Source organism: Bariatricus sp. SGI.161, from assembly GCF_050313695.1.
Classification (GTDB): Bacteria; Bacillota; Clostridia; order Lachnospirales; family Lachnospiraceae; genus JAFBIX01.
In genome coordinates, this window is record NZ_JBNPLX010000018.1 from 26,646 (window position 1) to 42,679 (window position 16,034).

The 16,034-nt window shown below is 39.7% G+C and carries 13 protein-coding genes; 2 read left to right on the top strand and 11 right to left on the bottom strand.

Annotated features, from left to right (window positions below; all coding sequences use genetic code 11):
- Position 1 precedes the first annotated feature (1 nt).
- From cmk to ACQRBH_RS11330, 9 genes are all read right to left on the bottom strand, one after another.
- On the bottom strand, positions 2-658 hold the full coding sequence (cmk, locus tag ACQRBH_RS11290; protein WP_427742136.1) for a (d)CMP kinase: 657 nt from the start codon (positions 656-658) through the stop codon (positions 2-4).
- 12 nt (positions 659-670) lie between these two features.
- The gene (locus ACQRBH_RS11295; protein WP_427761766.1) at positions 671-1,276 is read right to left on the bottom strand and encodes a YcxB family protein; all 606 of its coding nucleotides are present in this window, start codon (positions 1,274-1,276) and stop codon (positions 671-673) included.
- A 16-nt stretch (positions 1,277-1,292) separates the two neighbouring features.
- Positions 1,293-2,522, bottom strand: coding sequence for an NAD(P)/FAD-dependent oxidoreductase (locus tag ACQRBH_RS11300; RefSeq protein ID WP_427742141.1), 1,230 nt, complete (start codon positions 2,520-2,522; stop codon positions 1,293-1,295).
- Positions 2,515-3,456 (bottom strand): MurR/RpiR family transcriptional regulator, encoded by a 942-nt coding sequence (locus ACQRBH_RS11305; protein WP_235233177.1) that lies wholly within the window; start codon positions 3,454-3,456, stop codon positions 2,515-2,517. The genes ACQRBH_RS11300 and ACQRBH_RS11305 overlap by 8 nt, the downstream gene beginning before the upstream one ends.
- A gap of 163 nt (positions 3,457-3,619) precedes the next feature.
- On the bottom strand, positions 3,620-5,035 hold the full coding sequence (locus ACQRBH_RS11310; RefSeq protein WP_235233178.1) for an oxaloacetate decarboxylase subunit alpha: 1,416 nt from the start codon (positions 5,033-5,035) through the stop codon (positions 3,620-3,622).
- A gap of 39 nt (positions 5,036-5,074) precedes the next feature.
- A complete protein-coding gene (locus ACQRBH_RS11315) occupies positions 5,075-6,229 on the bottom strand; it encodes a sodium ion-translocating decarboxylase subunit beta (RefSeq protein ID WP_427761769.1) in 1,155 nt (384 codons plus the stop codon).
- Between the two features lie 46 nt (positions 6,230-6,275).
- Positions 6,276-6,650: a biotin/lipoyl-containing protein gene (locus ACQRBH_RS11320; RefSeq protein WP_235233180.1), complete on the bottom strand. Its 375-nt coding sequence runs from the start codon at positions 6,648-6,650 to the stop codon at positions 6,276-6,278.
- 22 nt (positions 6,651-6,672) lie between these two features.
- Entirely contained in the window at positions 6,673-7,452 is a 780-nt protein-coding gene (locus ACQRBH_RS11325; protein ID WP_427761770.1) for an OadG family transporter subunit, read from the bottom strand.
- Between the two features lie 14 nt (positions 7,453-7,466).
- A complete protein-coding gene (locus ACQRBH_RS11330; RefSeq protein ID WP_427761772.1) occupies positions 7,467-8,906 on the bottom strand; it encodes an acyl-CoA carboxylase subunit beta in 1,440 nt (479 codons plus the stop codon).
- 339 nt (positions 8,907-9,245) lie between these two features.
- Between ACQRBH_RS11330 and ACQRBH_RS11335 the strand changes: the two genes are divergently transcribed.
- Both ACQRBH_RS11335 and ACQRBH_RS11340 read left to right on the top strand, forming a co-directional pair.
- The gene (locus ACQRBH_RS11335; RefSeq protein ID WP_427742148.1) at positions 9,246-10,601 is read left to right on the top strand and encodes a peptide MFS transporter; all 1,356 of its coding nucleotides are present in this window, start codon (positions 9,246-9,248) and stop codon (positions 10,599-10,601) included.
- Positions 10,602-10,743: 142 nt separating this feature from the next.
- Positions 10,744-12,534 (top strand): aminopeptidase P family N-terminal domain-containing protein, encoded by a 1,791-nt coding sequence (locus tag ACQRBH_RS11340; RefSeq protein WP_235233184.1) that lies wholly within the window; start codon positions 10,744-10,746, stop codon positions 12,532-12,534.
- A gap of 88 nt (positions 12,535-12,622) precedes the next feature.
- Here the strand turns inward: ACQRBH_RS11340 and ACQRBH_RS11345 are convergent, their stop codons facing one another.
- Both ACQRBH_RS11345 and ACQRBH_RS11350 read right to left on the bottom strand, forming a co-directional pair.
- Positions 12,623-13,381 carry an ABC transporter ATP-binding protein gene (locus ACQRBH_RS11345; protein WP_427761774.1) on the bottom strand — a complete coding sequence of 253 codons (759 nt, stop codon included), beginning with the start codon at positions 13,379-13,381 and terminating at the stop codon, positions 12,623-12,625.
- The gene (locus ACQRBH_RS11350) at positions 13,365-16,031 is read right to left on the bottom strand and encodes a hypothetical protein (RefSeq protein ID WP_427761776.1); all 2,667 of its coding nucleotides are present in this window, start codon (positions 16,029-16,031) and stop codon (positions 13,365-13,367) included. Before ACQRBH_RS11350 ends, ACQRBH_RS11345 begins: the two co-directional genes overlap by 17 nt.
- Positions 16,032-16,034: the final 3 nt, after the last annotated feature.

Here is a 16,034-nt window from a genome sequence, read left to right on the forward strand (position 1 = left end):
ATTACCTGCACAATTCGACAATTTTATCCACGACTTCAGGAATTGTCATATAAGAACTATCCACCTTTACTGCATCCTCAGCCTGTTTCAGCGGAGCAATCTCTCTTGTCATATCACGGTAATCTCTTTCTCGAATGTCCGATTCAATTTCATCCAAATTACAAGGGACTCCCTTTGCCATCAGCTCATCATAGCGACGCTTGGCTCTCGTCTCAACACTTGCAGTTAAAAATATCTTCACGTCAGCATTCGGCAATACACAAGTTCCGATATCCCTGCCATCCATGATCACATTTTGTGTACGTGCAAGATTCTGCTGAAGCTCCAATAACTTGGCTCTTACTTCTGGGATTGCCGATGTCATAGATGCCATATTTCCAACTTCCTCATCCCTCAATCTGGAAGTAATATTTGCTCCATTCAGATAAACCTGCTGGATACCATTTTCGTAGCGAATGGTTACTTCAGCATCCCGGCATGCCTTAATCACTTTTTCCGTCTCATCCGCCTGAATTCCCTGATTCAGAAAATGAATCGCCAGACCTCTATACATGGCACCGGTATCAACATAGATAAACCCCTTTTCTTTTGCCACTAATTTTGCAATCGTACTCTTTCCTGCACCTGCAGGACCATCAATTGCCACATTATATCCCATGATATTTCTCCTTTATTCAATATTTACTTTTTCGATTCCTTTTTTAACTCCAGTACATTTCTGTATTAAAAATTGTTTAAATTCTTCAATATCAGCATCCTGAATCCCATCCTTTGGAAAACCAAAGAATTTCTTTCCGCCAGTTTCTACATAAACAATCATTGCTATAATCTTTTCACTTTCGATAATTCGCTCTACATTTTTATAATAAAGCGTCTGTTTATTACCATGTACAAAACTCGTCCAAGAATCTTTACCGAATTCCAGTTTTACATTAAAAGGTTCTTTCCATTTTTTCATTCTTTCTTCATACATTGTCTGCCCGTCTCCGGTTGACGCAAGCATCTCCATCTTTTTCCCGAAAGTTCTTGCCAGAACTTCTGCAATAACAAAAGCCAGCGCCCAACACACAAGATATTTTATCGCGAAAAAGACAATGCTGCCCGCTGTACCATGTAATACATTACTGTATACAAGCATGAACAATAATATGAATAATCCTCCCGTAAAAACCACGATTTTATAATTTTTTGAAATCTTAGTCATTCCATGGACTTTCAAAAAATCTGTCAATACTTCTTCTGTTTCTATATATCTAAATTGATATTTTCCTTTCATATTCTTCTCCTTCGCTCTATATAATACTATTTCCTGCCGCGTACGCAGTAGACCACGCAATCTGAAGATTAAATCCCCCCGTTACAGCATCCAGATCTAAGACTTCGCCAATAAAATAAAGGTTTTTTATCATTCTGGATTCCATAGTGCTCGGATCAATTTCTTTTATTCTGACACCACCCTTTGTGATAATCGCCTCATTATAATCACGAAGTCCAGTCAGCGTAATTGAAAGATTCTTAATCAACTCTGCAAAGAATCTTCTTTCTTCTCTAGAAATGATATTCACTTTCTTCTCTGGCGGAATATTGCTCAATTTTATCATAACCGGGATTAATTTGGAAGGAAATAATCCTCCAACCGCATTTTTAAATTGACGATTCTGATTTTCTTCAAAGTCTTTCAATATCCGATGATCCAACTGTTCAGCCGAAAGTGCGGGCTTCAAATCGATTGAAAGACGTAATTCTTTTGTTTTTAACCTCTTTCCCACATAACTGCTGGCAGTTAAAATTAGAGGACCACTGACACCATAATGGGTAAACAACATTTCGCCAAATTCATCATACAAGATCTTTTTACCATCACAAATGGTTATGTTTACATTTTTCAAGGATAATCCCTGCAGCTCTTTTACCCACGATTCTTTTGTCTCTATTGGAACAAGTGATGGCATACACTCTGTAACATGGTGTCCCAGATCCTCTGCAAACCGAAATCCATCTCCAGTAGCCCCTGTACTTTGATAAGACAAACCACCCGTTGCAATCATACAAGCATCTCCAGCAACTATCGTGCCATTCTCTAATACAATATGATGAAATACTCCTTCCTCTGATACGACCTTTTTCACTCTTGTCCGAAGAGATATCTCAACTCCAAGGCGATGCATCTCATCGGAAAGAACACGAATCACATCAGAAGAATGGTCAGATATCGGGAACACCCTTCCCCCACGCTCTATCTTCGTCCGAAGTCCAAGTTCTTCAAAAAACGCAATGGCATCCTGATTCGTAAACCCATAAAAACTACTATATAAAAACTTTGGATTTGAAACCACAGAATCAAATAACACATCCATATCACATGCGTTGGTCAAGTTACACCTTCCTTTTCCTGTGATGAACAGCTTTTTCCCTAGTTTTTCATTACTTTCAAACACCAGGACTTCATGCCCATTTCTCGCCGCAATAATGGATGCGAACATTCCTGCCGCGCCCCCGCCAATTATCAACACTTTACTCATCTTTCATATCCTTTGCGTTTTCATTTTCGACACTTCCCGATAATTCCACCTTATCGCCTACCATATTCAATTCATCTTTACTATACACCTGATATTCATCCCAAATCCGTTCTAATGTCTCCAGAGTGGAGATAACCTCTTTCTGCTTCTTCATACACAAAGCAACCACCAACGCATTAACTACACTTAAAGGTGCAACCAGTGAATCTACTATTGAAGCCATATCACTTCTTGCAATTAGATTACATGAAGAATATAAATTCATTGGAGAATGTACACTATCTGTCAGAGTAATCACCTTCGCTTTTCGATTACTTGCATACTCCAATGCTTTCAGTGTACGCATAGAATATCGCGGGAAACTAATCCCAATAATAACATCTTCTTCATTAATACGAAGTAACTGTTCAAAAATCTCACTGGAACTATTTGTATTGACAGCCACTACATCATCACAGACAAGATTCAGATAAAAGCACAAAAAACTGGCTAAAGGAGCACAGCTTCTAATGCCAACCACATAGATCTTTCTGGCATTCAATATCGTATCCACAGCCAATTCAAATGCCTCATGGTCAATTGCTTCCATTGTCAGTTTTATCTTCTCAATATCGGATTGTAATACAGAGGTCAGAATCTCTCCCTGGCTGATACGTCCATAAGTCACTTCCATACGTTGGATGGAATTCAATTTCGTCCGTACCAATTCCCCAAGTGCTTTTTGAAATCCCGGATAACCGTCATATCCAAGCGCTGTTGCAAAACGAACGACTGTAGATTCACTGACTCCGACTTCTTCTCCCATCTTCGCAGCCGTCAAAAAAGCGGCTTTGTCATAATCTTCACGAATAAAATCTGCCAGCTTTTTTTGACCTTTACTGAATTTCGGATAACCGTCTTCTATTTTCTTTAACAACTCATTTTTACTTTGCATGTGACATTTCTCTTTCCATTTCAACATTGTTTCCATTATATAGCCAAACCTCTTAAGATTCAAGAGGACATCTGAAGATTCTACTCTTCTTCACCAAAACAAGGTGTGCAAAAATCTGCACACCTTGTTCTTATCATGCTTTCTGTCATTCTATATCTCTGAATTAAACCGGATAACTTCCATTTTCCGTATCAGCTACTGTTGGATCCACTTTTGTCTGCTGTGCTTCTCTGTATTTAAAGAAGTCAACAGCTACTTGCGGGAACAACGCATAAGACAGAACATCCTCATCCTGTTGAATCCACTGCTCACACTCTTTACGCAATGTATCCAATTCATCAGGAATCAAATCTGCCGGACGGCAGGTAATCGTCTCAGCATTTTCACCCAATACTTTTTTCTTCACATCTTCGTTAAATGGTTTTACAGTTGCACCATACTTACCACTTAAGATATCTTTTGTCTCTTTAGTTGCCATCTTATATCTCTCACCCATCAGCACGTTAAACACAGCCTGTGTACCTACAATCTGGGAAGAAGGGGTTACAAGAGGTGGTTCTCCCAAATCTTTACGTACCTTCGGAACTTCCTCCAGTACATCATAGAATTTATCTTCTGCACCCTGCTCCTTCAATTGAGAAGTAAGATTTGACAACATGCCACCTGGTACCTGATATAACAGAGTCTTAATATTAACACCCATGTTCTTTGGATTCAACAGACCACTTTCCAATGCTTCGTCACGAATCGGACGGAAGTAATCAGCAATCTCAGCCAATAAGTTCTGGTCAAATCCAGTATCATATGGTGTACCTTTGAAAGTCTCAACCATAACTTCTGTTGCCGGCTGAGAAGTTCCAAGTGCGAATGGTGACATTGCTGTATCAATGACATCCACTCCAGCCTCTACAGCTTTCAAATAAGTCATAGATGCAACACCTGATGTATAGTGCGTATGAAGCTGGATTGGAAGATCTACAGCTTCTTTTAACGCGCCAATCAGTTCTGTTGCCTGGTATGGTTTCAAGAGACCTGCCATATCCTTAATACAGATAGAATCCGCGCCCATGTCCTGAATTCTCTTTGCAATATCAACCCAATACTCTAATGTATAAGCATCACCCAAAGTATAAGAAAGAGCCACCTGAGCTTCTGCCTTTTCCTTATTAGCTGCAGTTACTGCAGTCTGCAGATTGCGCAGATCATTTAAGCAATCAAAAATACGAATGATATCAATACCATTAGCTACAGATTTCTGAACAAAATATTCTACCACATCATCTGCATACGGACGATATCCTAAGATGTTCTGTCCACGGAATAACATCTGTAATTTTGTATTCTTAAATCCATCACGGAATTTGCGAAGTCTGTCCCACGGATCTTCTTTCAGAAAACGAAGGGATGCGTCGAATGTAGCACCTCCCCAACATTCCACTGAATGATATCCTACTTTATCCATCTTCTCAATAATCGGAAGCATCTGTTCTGTTGTCATACGGGTAGCAATCAAAGACTGATGTGCATCACGCAGAATGGTTTCTGTTATTTTAATTGGTTTTTTCTCAATTTCTGCCATTTTATATCCTCCTATAATCTATCAACAATTTTTAGATCATTATACACCTACGCCGAAAATCGCCATGAATGTTCCAGCTGCAACTGCAGTACCGATTACGCCCGCTACGTTCGGTCCCATCGCATGCATCAGAAGGAAGTTTGTAGGATCTGCTTCTGCACCTACCTTCTGTGATACTCTGGCCGCCATTGGAACTGCAGATACACCGGCAGATCCAATCAAAGGATTTACTTTTCCATGCGTTGCATAACACATCAGTTTACCGAATAGTACTCCGGCTGCTGTACCAAACATAAATGCTACAAGTCCCAGAACAACAATTTTAATGGTATCCATATTCAAGAATGCTTCTGCGCTCGTCGTTGCGCCTACAGAAGTACCAAGCAAGATTACTACAATATACATCAACGCATTAGAGGCAGTCTCTGTCAGCTGTCTTACAACGCCTGATTCGCGGAACAGGTTACCAAGCATCAACATACCAACCAATGGTGCTGTCGTTGGAAGAATCGTACACACTACAATAGTAACAATAATCGGGAAAAGAATTCTTTCCAATTTAGAAACCGGGCGAAGCTGTTCCATCTTAATCTTTCGCTCTTTTTCAGTTGTCAATAACTTCATAATTGGCGGCTGAATGATCGGAACCAGTGACATGTAAGAATATGCCGCCACCGCAATCGGCCCCATTAATGCCGTCTGCTGTAATTTACCGGCAAGAAAGATAGAAGTCGGTCCATCTGCACCACCAATAATAGAGATTGCTGCCGCTGCTTTATCAGAGAATCCCATTGCCATTGCACCAAGATATGCCGCAAAAATTCCAAACTGCGCTGCTGCTCCCAGCAGGAAACTCTTTGGATTAGCAATCAATGGTCCAAAATCTGTCATCGCACCTACCCCGAGGAATATCAGAGACGGAAGGATTGACCATTCATCCAAAACATAGAAGTAGTAAAGTAATCCTCCGGTTCCATTGGCCGCCTCATCTGCATGCAGCATAATATCTGGATAGATATTTACAAGAAGCATACCGAACGCAATTGGTACCAAGAGCAGAGGTTCAAACCCATGTCTGATTGCTAAATATAGGAAAAAACATGCAACTGCAATCATGATCAAATTGCCCCATGTGAGACTGAAAAATGCCGTCTGATGCACGAGGTTTCCTAATGTTGTTGTTATATATTCCATTTTTTAACCTCCAGTCGTGTTAAATAAACATAATCAGATTATGTCTCTAGTTTAATGTAGCAAGAACAGCTCCTGATTCTACAGCATCACCAACTGCCACATCAATACTTGCCACTGTTCCATCTTCTGGTGCCACAACTGGAATTTCCATCTTCATTGCTTCAATAATTACAACCGCATCGCCTCTTTTTACACTCTGTCCAACATTTGCTTCAATCTTGAACACTTTTCCTGCAGCTCCGGCTTTTACTTCAACAGAACCTGCTCCTGCAGCCGGTGCAGCAGTCTTTGGTGCTGCTGGTGCTGCAGCAGGTGCGGCCTTTGGTGCTGCTACCGGCGCTGCCGATGCCACACCTGCACCTTTTTCTTCTACTGTTACATCATATACATTTCCGTTTACTGTAATTGTATAATTTTTCATTTTAAATTCCTCCTTTGGGTAGTTATGCATTCCATTTATTTGACGGACGACGTCTGATACTTCTTACAACAAATCCATCTTTGCTGTATCCTTCTGCCTCTCTGGCGGCAGCAATTGCTGCAGAAATGACTGCGATCAATTCCAGATCATCTGCGACCGGAGTCTCAACTGCAGAAAGATTCTGAGCAGGAGCTTTCTCTGTCTTAGCTTCCTGTACAGGCTGCTTTTTGAATTTTTTCTCAATCGCAGGAATATATTTAAATAAGGAAATCAGGAACGAAATAAAAATCAGTACTATAAATACCGTTCCCATTCCAAGTATCGTATTTAATCCTGCTTTTTCCAATATTTCTCCTGTTGAATATTCTGCATCAACTGTCATGCTGTCCAGATAAGAATCTTCATCAAATACAAATGTAATCGTTGCTTCACGGTCTGAGAACTCAACTGCTGTTGTAACTTTAAGTTCATCTGTAGATGCCTCAAATGTATAATCACCATGACCTATATATTCACCACACTCTTTAGTAGCTGCTTGCCACGCCTCCAATGCTCCAAGGAAACTTTCCTGCGTTACAGGAATCCCAGCCTCAGTCAACTGTAGCTCAACATTGAAATCTGTCATGGACTTCCACTGTTCGAGCGTTGCTTCATCGGTACTCGCACAATAACTCAACAGAAATTCTGTCGTCTGTTCAATGGTAGCTTCATCATAATCCATTGTTTTATTGCCGCTTCCACATGCGGTAAAGCAGAGCATTGTCGCAAGCACACAGAGTAATAAACTAATCTTTTTTCTCACCTTACCTCACCTCTCTAAACTGCACCATGCTTTTTCATCGGGCGTTCTTCTCTCTTGGTAAATAACATCTCAAATGCACCGATGACATATTTTCTGGTATCAGCTGGTTCAATAATCGTATCCACATATCCTCTTCTTGCTGCTGAAAGCGGGCTTGACTGCAATTCTCTGTATTCTGCTGCTTTTTCTTTTACAGTAGCAGAATCAGAATTTGCATACATAATCTTAGCTGCAAGATTTGCATCCATCATACCAATCTCTGCAGTTGCCCATGCATACACTATATCTGCACCGATAGACTTACTATTCATTGCTACATAAGCACTTCCAAATGCTTTTCCAATCACAACATTCACTTTTGGAACTGTTGCATTGGCAAATGCATAAGTAAGCTTTGCAGCTTCTCTCGCAAGATTTCTTTCTTCACATTTTCCAGCTTTAAATCCAGACACGTTTGTCAAAGAAAGAATCGGAATATTAAAAGCATCACAAAATGTTATAAATTCCGCTGCTTTTCTTGCTCCATGAGCAGACAAGGAACCATCAAATTCTGCGACAACTTCTGCATTTTCATTGTATACTTTTGAACGGTTCGCAACAGCACCCACTGTCATCCCATTCAATCGAATAAATCCGGTCACCATATCCTTTGCAAAATTCTTTTTCGTCTCAAAGAACACATTACTGTCAGAAATACTTGCCAGCGCAATCGCAGTATCTTCAACTGCATTTTCGATCCCTTCGCAAGCACGGTTAAGATCATCTGTGCACTCATCATAGGCAACATTTTCCTCATTATTACAAGGAAGCATACAAATTAGGGCACGGATATTTTCAAGAATCTCTGCTTCTGTTCCCACCACATCTACAAGACCAGACTTTTCACTCTGATATTCTGCAGAAGAGGTATCCAGCTTTGAGATCTCATTGCCGGGAATTGCATTTGGTGAATTCATGAATAACTTTGCATCAGATGCTTCCATGAATGTAAAATCTGTCAAAGCAGGGACGAGAGCAAGTCCACCACCACAAGTCCCAAAGATTGCTGTAATCTGTGGAATCACACCAGAAGCCATTGATTGTTTTAAGTACAGATTACCAAATGCCTCCAATGCATCTGTCGCTTCCTGAAGTCTAAAACCAGCACAGTCTACAAGACCGATTACCGGCGCACCCATTTTCATTGCCATATCATAGATATTTGCAATCTTTTTCGCATGCATCTCACCAATTGCTCCATTTAATACCGTTGCGTCCTGGCTATATACATATACTAAATTTCCGTCAATTACTCCATAACCAGTAATTACACCATCAGCCGGAGTGTCTTTTACCTGCATGTTAAAATCAGTGCTTCTGGCAGTAACAGCACCACCGATTTCAACAAAGCTTCCTGCATCAAGTAAAGAAGCAATTCTTGCACTTGCTGCATTTTCTGTTGCCATGTTGCCCATAGTATAGTCCTCCATTTTCTTACATATTTAAATTGGGTTGATACTTAATTGTAAAGTAGAACCAAATTTTTGCCAATTGTATTATATCGTTTTTCTTCTCTCCATGCAATACTTTTCGCATTTTTCTGTTAAAATATTGTCGAATTATTTTTGTATTATATCAAGTTATCATGGCAGCACGTTAAAGTGATTGTGAATTTTGCACTATTCATTAACTTTTTCTTAACTTTTTATTGTACTTTAGTCTAATTTATGATATATTTATCATGGTTTTTAAATGTAGACATTTTTCTACACAAAAACCGAAACAATACTATATTTTTAATTGGAGGGTTAAAAATGGAAACAACAAAAAAGAAATGGCCATTTGGTTTCTATGTATGTAGTTTTTCTTTCACTCTTGAAAGACTTGCATACTACGCTGCTAAATGGGGCGTTGCCATCTTCATCGTTCTTTCTGCAGCAGAAGGAGGTCTTGGACTTTCCAAAGCTGAGGGTGCGTTGATGAGTTCCAACCTGGTAGCATTTACTTATATCACACCAGTTATCGGTGGATACATTGCTGACCGTTGGATTAGCCCAAGACTCCTCGTTCCAATCGGAGAGATTTTAATGGGTCTTGGTTATTTATGTGCATGGCAGGCACAGAGCAAAGGTATGGTTTGGGTTATGATTATCCTGATTGCTATCGGTACAGGTTTCTTCAAAGGAAATGTATCTGGTATCAACGGACGTCTGTTCCCATTAGCTGACGCAGATACTTTGGACTCTATCTTCAGTATCCAGTATTCATTCGTTAATATTGGTTCATTCTGCGGAACAACATTCCTGACTCTTGTTGCTACAAACTACAGCTATCGCTTCATGTTCCTTCTTTGCGGAATCTTCATGTTCATCGACTGTGCATGGTGGCTCTTTGGAATGAAGTTCTTAGGTGATGCTGGTAAAAAACCATTCCTTGTTGACAACAGAACTGAAGATGTTGACAAAGCTGACAAAGAGAAAGACAATGCTCCTCTTACAAAGCTTGAGAAAAATCGTGTTATCGCTATCTTAATCGTAACACTGTTCTCTGGTATCTTCTGGTTGATCTGGTACATGGTTTACATGCCAGTTTATTATGAGTTCGGTCCAATTGAACAGGGCGGTTCCGGATGGGCTAACTGGAACATCGGTTCTTTCCAGATGCCTACTGCATGGTTTGACTCTATGAATGGTCTTCTTTGTATTATTCTTTGTCCTGTATTCGCTGGAATTTGGGCTAAGATGAAACAAAGACCACAGGGCGACTGGGGAATGTTCACAAAGACAGCTATAGGTATTATTATCCTTGGTCTTTGTACAGCATCCATGGTACTTGCTGCATTCCTTAGCGGTGAAGGAACAAAAGATCCAGTTGGTATCTGGGTTATCATCCTGACAGCTGTTGCTATGACTGTCGGTGAAGTTATCTTCTCACCACTTGGAAACTCTTTCATCAACAAATATGCTCCTAAGAAACTGCTTGGAACATTGCTTGGTGTATGGCCACTCATCATTTTCTTCGCTGGAAAAGGATATGGTCCACTTTACAACTTCCTTGCACAGTTCTCATTCGTTAAAGCTTACGGTATCGTTACAATCCTGATCATCGCCTGCGGTGTTATCATGTTAGCGTTCACGAAGAAATTTGACGAAATGGTTGGCGGTAAATAAGTCAATACATAAAAGGGTTTACTTTTTGAAGGAAAGGGCTCCCGGTTCCCCGGGAGCCTTTTTTTTCTACAGGAAATCACATTTTCCAAAATATATCTGTGTATTTCATAATGAAATTACAATATAAAGGAGGCAATTGATTATGACAATTGTAGCAGAAAGAATTGCAAAACTTCGTGCTTTGATGGCTGAAAAAGGGATTGATGCATATGTTGTTCCTACTGCCGATTTCCATCAGAGCGAGTATGTAGGAGAACATTTTAAGGCAAGAAAATTCATTACCGGATTCAGTGGCTCTTATGGTACAGCCGTGATTACAAAAGATGACGGTGGTCTATGGACAGATGGAAGGTACTTCTTCCAGGCAACTAACGAACTGGAAGGAAGCGGCATCCGACTGATGAAAATGTTCGTGGGTGATACTCCATCTATCACAGAATATTTATGCGATAATGTACCAGAAGGCGGCACGGTAGGCTTCGATGGCCGTGTGCTTTCCATGGGAGAAGGTCAGGAATATGAAGATGCATTAACAGCAAAGAATATTCAGATTGATTATTCTGAAGATTTGATTGATGCAATCTGGGAAGACCGTCCATCTCTTTCTAAAAAACCAGCATTCTTCCTGGAAGAAAAATATTCTGGCGAGAGTACAGCTTCCAAACTTGCACGTGTACGGAAGAAAATGGAAGAAAACGGAGCAGATACACATATCATCGCTTCTCTTGATGATGTATGCTGGCTTCTGAATGTCCGTGGAGATGATATCGATTTCTTCCCATTACTGCTTTCCTATGCAATCGTAACCATGGATGCTGTTGAACTATATGTTGACGACTCCAAACTGGATGACCGAATCCATGAAGAATTAAAGAAGAATAACGTCAATATTCATCCTTACAATAATATTTATGAAGATATCAAGAATATCAGCACTGACAGTGTTGCACTGATTGACCCAATGAAAATGAACTACGCTTTGTACAAGAATATCCCTTGCAAAATCGTAGAAGCTGCAAATCCAACTATCCTTATGAAAGCCATGAAAAATGATGTAGAACTTAAGAACATCAAAAATGCTCATATCAAGGATGGTGTTGCAATCACCAAATTCATGTATTGGGTAAAAACACGTTATGACAAAGAACCAATCACAGAGCTTAGCTCTGCTGCAAAATTAACGGAGCTTCGTGCAGAACAAGAAGGCTATATCCGCGACAGTTTCGAACCACTGTGTGCATTTGACGACCACGCAGCCATGATGCACTACTCTCCTTGCGAAGAGTCTGACGTACAACTTAAATCCGGCGCATTTTTCTTAAATGATACTGGCGGTGGATATTATGAAGGTTCTACCGATATCACCAGAACATTTATCCTTGGTTCTGTTGACCAGCAGATGAAAAAATACTTTACTGCTGTTGTACGTGCCATGATGCGCCTGTCCCGTGCAAAATTCCTTTACGGATGCTACGGATACAATCTTGATGTCCTTGCAAGAGGCCCAATCTGGGATCTTGATCTCGACTATCAGTGCGGTACCGGACATGGCGTCGGATACCTCGGTAACATCCACGAAGCACCGACTGGCTTCCGCTGGTATGTCGTTCCAAGCAAGAATGAACATCATCAGTTAGAAGAAGGCATGGTCATCACCGATGAACCAGGAATCTACGAAGATGGAAAATTCGGTATTCGTATTGAAAATGAATTTGTCGTAAAAAAAGGCAATAAGAACAAATATGGACAGTTCATGCACTTCGAAACTATCACATTCGCTCCAATCGACCTGGACGGAATTGATCCTGATGAAATGAGCAGAGATGAAAAAGAATGGCTGAACAACTACCACAAAGAAGTATATGAAAAAATCGGACCACATCTGACAGACGAAGAAAGAGAATGGTTAAAAGAATATACTAGAGCAATTTAATTAATAGGGGACGTAGTAAAATTGCATTTTACTACGTCCCCTATTAAAAAATGTGGTGTACCCATTCGTCATATGCCCTGTACCCAATTTACAATTCTGCCATTCTTTCTAACACTTTATGATAGAATTCTTCGCAGCTTCCAATACGTCTTAGATCTTCCAGCACAATCCCATCTTTTAAAAATATGATTCTTTTGCATTTGCTTGCCATCTGTGGGTCATGCGTGACCATAATGATGGTCTTTTTCATAACTTCATTGATTTTTATGAATTCATCTACAACGATTTTCCCGGATTTTGAGTCGAGATTTCCGGTAGGCTCATCGGCTAAGATTAATTCGGGATTATTTAGAAGTGCCCGGCAGATTGCTGCTCTTTGTTTCTCTCCACCTGACAATTCGTATGGATTTTTGTTAAGAAGATGGGTAAGGCCGAATTGTTCTGCCAGGATTTCCGCTCTTTCGATGCATGATTCAGCTTCTGCTTTATCAAGAATCATCGGAAGCATGATATTCTCTTTTACGGACAGACTATCCATCAAATAAAAATCCTGAAATACGAACCCAATTTCTCTGCGTCGGATATCTGCTAATTCGTCTTTCCATAGTTTATCGATGTCCTTTTCTTTAAAATATATGGTTCCCTTTGTTGGTTCATCAATTAATCCCAACACTTTAATCAACGTAGTCTTTCCACAGCCGGATTTTCCCATAATTCCAACAAACTCTCCCTTTTCTACCTCTAGGTCAATCCCTTTTAAGACCCGGATATCATCTGGCTGTTCTTTCTTGCTGCCAGTTTTTGAATAACTTCTATATATCTTTTCAGTTCTAATGATTGTTTCCATGGCTGCCCTCCACTTTTCTTATGATATAATACTCCAGGCACTTCATCCCTAGTAATTCTACCGCTGTATAAATAAGGAAAATAATTGTCAATACTTTGGAATATGCAATACAGTCAGTCTGTGAAAATAATCTCAGTTTCCACGTTATTGCCGTAAATACTATAATCGAAATAATCGATATTGTCATAGGTACCCAAAAGTAGAACCCCAATTCTGACTTAATGATTTGTAAGCGTTCTCTTTTTCGCATACCCATGCACTCAAGAAATTCTTGTTGTCTCTTCTTCTCATCCATCTCAGACTCTACTTTCATGTAGAGAAGGAGCAAACTTACGATTGCCATAATTATCATGATAAACATACTGACTGCAATATTCATAAATCGTTCGGACTTTATCTGATCAATGAGAGTAGTTTTTGAGTACCATGACTGCACCTCACTGTCAAAAGAATTATCAAACAAATGATTATCCTCAAATATTTGCAGTTTTTCTTCCACATCTTGTTTCTGATCATCTGCCATATTTATTAAAACAAGCTGATCCGGCCAGTGATGGATCGTCACATCTTCTATTGCTTCTTCCTCGCTGATCTGCTCACCATTCCAGTATATCGTAGTTTTCCACATATCCTCAACTTCTGCGAAATATCCATCTGAGAAAACAACAATATTCTCATGTTCACCCTGTCTCAAATTGCCGATAAGGCTGGTTCGCTCCATTCCAATTACTTTACGTGGTTGAAATAATTTCTCTCGTTTAACATAATCATAAGCTATCAATGGCTGTCCAATATGAAGATAAGGAGTCTTCGTCCCCATATAATAATCAATCGGATGTGCTCTCACACTTTTATCTTCCTGATAGATGACATATATTTCACTTCCATCTTCTGCAAGATTCAGTTGTTTTGGCTTTTCTCCTATGTTCTCGCACAATTTTCGATAGGTAGACTCTGAGATTCCGATATGTTGTCCCTGAGGCTGGATACACTCCATTGCACCGTTGATATCTGTAGAATTATCTGCGTTACTGACTCGAACCATTGGATAACTTAACACTTCCGCCTGATTCTCATTTTTTATCTCTTCAAATATAGGCATATCATCTTCAATCGCCATACACACATAATCATATGGGAACATTATCTCTGGTTCTTCTTCAATCAGAGATGTGGTTACTTCACGCGAAAACACAAAAAGCACGCAGATATGTAATATCGTAAATAAAAATAAATACCGATATGCCGTCTTAAAATGATGATAAAAATAATTCTTCTTTAATATACTTCCCAAATAAATTGAATTCTTCTTTTTTCTCAAGCGCAAATACATATTCCAGCAATGTCGCATAAATAAATATAACCCAATCAGGAAAAATACAATATACACCATTCCTTCTGCATGTTCTCTCTGAAAAAATCCATAAACAGAAAACACAATGACTCCTGCTCCAAATATCATGAATAAAGGACTCAAAATGCCAGGCATCTTTTCTTTCTGTACAGCTTTATATCTCGCAGAAGTTCCACCCGTCTCATAATAAACATCATGAGTTGCCATGGCAGATATCAGATAGACTAGAAAACTGACCAATAGTGTCAACAAATAACTCTTAACCGTAATGTTTTCCAACAGAATTGCCCCGTCAAATCCATTCCGAATTGCGATACGGCATACAAACAGAATCACATTTCCCAAGATGCATCCACCAATCAATGCCAGTATCATGCATACTGCCAATTCTGTTCCTATAAACAAATACAGTGTTTTGCTTCGAATTCCAAGATTCTGAAATAATGAATAGCTACTCATATGATTTTTCAGGTAAAACATCAAAACAGATACTATCAGGAAAATGGATATTATGATTGCCGATGCAAGAAAATTTAGGAGGATTGCGCCAAGTCCCTGTCCGGTAAGGAGATTTTCCACTCCCTGCATCCCAGATAACATTTCTCGCATCCCCATACCTGCAAAAATAAAACTAATCGACACAGTATCTACCAGCACAAAGATACGATAAGTCGCCCAATTGCTCTTAAAATTCTTCCATACAACCTGATAAAATAACGCGGAGTACTTCCCTTCAAATACAAGCCGTTCTTTCCGCTCTTTTTTTACCTGTCGTTCATGCTCTTTAATCCGGCGCATCTCTTCGGTCGCTTCCACCCATGAATCTATCATACGATACCCAATGAGATTGATTCCCTGAAGTATCAGCATAATAAGGAGATACAACTTAGCAAACCAACTATCCATATAAAAAGTAGGGCCACTTGTTATGCTGAAAAGATTTGCAGCGCAGATCACCAGACACACGCCCGACACAAGTCCCTTCTTCTTATTCGAGAACACCTGTAAAATGCTTATAATCCCCAAAATCTGTAGCACAACTAAGAGAAGCAGCTGCCCAATAAACACAAACATCATGGATTGGATATCCGTCCAGTCCATCCAGCCTTCCCCGATTGATGCAAAATCCGCCCGCATTACTGTCTGCATATCTTCAGATGCATGCAAACGAAATAAATATGCATATGTATTATATCTTTTTCCTCCAAGCGAAATCCACGGAAGAAGCAATATGATCTGCATTATGATTCCTGTAACAAGCAGATACTTTCGATCAAGTGACAGTCTTTTCTTCATTCT

What these genes read in the sequence shown, in the direction of transcription:
- ACQRBH_RS11335 (WP_427742148.1), top strand. Translation starts at nt 9,246, where the DNA reads ATGGAAACAACAAAAAAGAAATGGCCATTTGGTTTCTATGTATGTAGT.
- ACQRBH_RS11340 (WP_235233184.1), top strand. Translation starts at nt 10,744, where the DNA reads ATGACAATTGTAGCAGAAAGAATTGCAAAACTTCGTGCTTTGATGGCT.
- ACQRBH_RS11350 (WP_427761776.1), bottom strand. Translation starts at nt 16,031, where the DNA reads ATGAAGAAAAGACTGTCACTTGATCGAAAGTATCTGCTTGTTACAGGA.
- ACQRBH_RS11315 (WP_427761769.1), bottom strand. Translation starts at nt 6,229, where the DNA reads ATGGAATATATAACAACAACATTAGGAAACCTCGTGCATCAGACGGCA.
- cmk (WP_427742136.1), bottom strand. Translation starts at nt 658, where the DNA reads ATGGGATATAATGTGGCAATTGATGGTCCTGCAGGTGCAGGAAAGAGT.
- ACQRBH_RS11320 (WP_235233180.1), bottom strand. Translation starts at nt 6,650, where the DNA reads ATGAAAAATTATACAATTACAGTAAACGGAAATGTATATGATGTAACA.
- ACQRBH_RS11300 (WP_427742141.1), bottom strand. Translation starts at nt 2,522, where the DNA reads ATGAGTAAAGTGTTGATAATTGGCGGGGGCGCGGCAGGAATGTTCGCA.
- ACQRBH_RS11310 (WP_235233178.1), bottom strand. Translation starts at nt 5,035, where the DNA reads ATGGCAGAAATTGAGAAAAAACCAATTAAAATAACAGAAACCATTCTG.
- ACQRBH_RS11345 (WP_427761774.1), bottom strand. Translation starts at nt 13,381, where the DNA reads ATGGAAACAATCATTAGAACTGAAAAGATATATAGAAGTTATTCAAAA.
- ACQRBH_RS11305 (WP_235233177.1), bottom strand. Translation starts at nt 3,456, where the DNA reads ATGCAAAGTAAAAATGAGTTGTTAAAGAAAATAGAAGACGGTTATCCG.
- ACQRBH_RS11330 (WP_427761772.1), bottom strand. Translation starts at nt 8,906, where the DNA reads ATGGGCAACATGGCAACAGAAAATGCAGCAAGTGCAAGAATTGCTTCT.
- ACQRBH_RS11295 (WP_427761766.1), bottom strand. Translation starts at nt 1,276, where the DNA reads ATGAAAGGAAAATATCAATTTAGATATATAGAAACAGAAGAAGTATTG.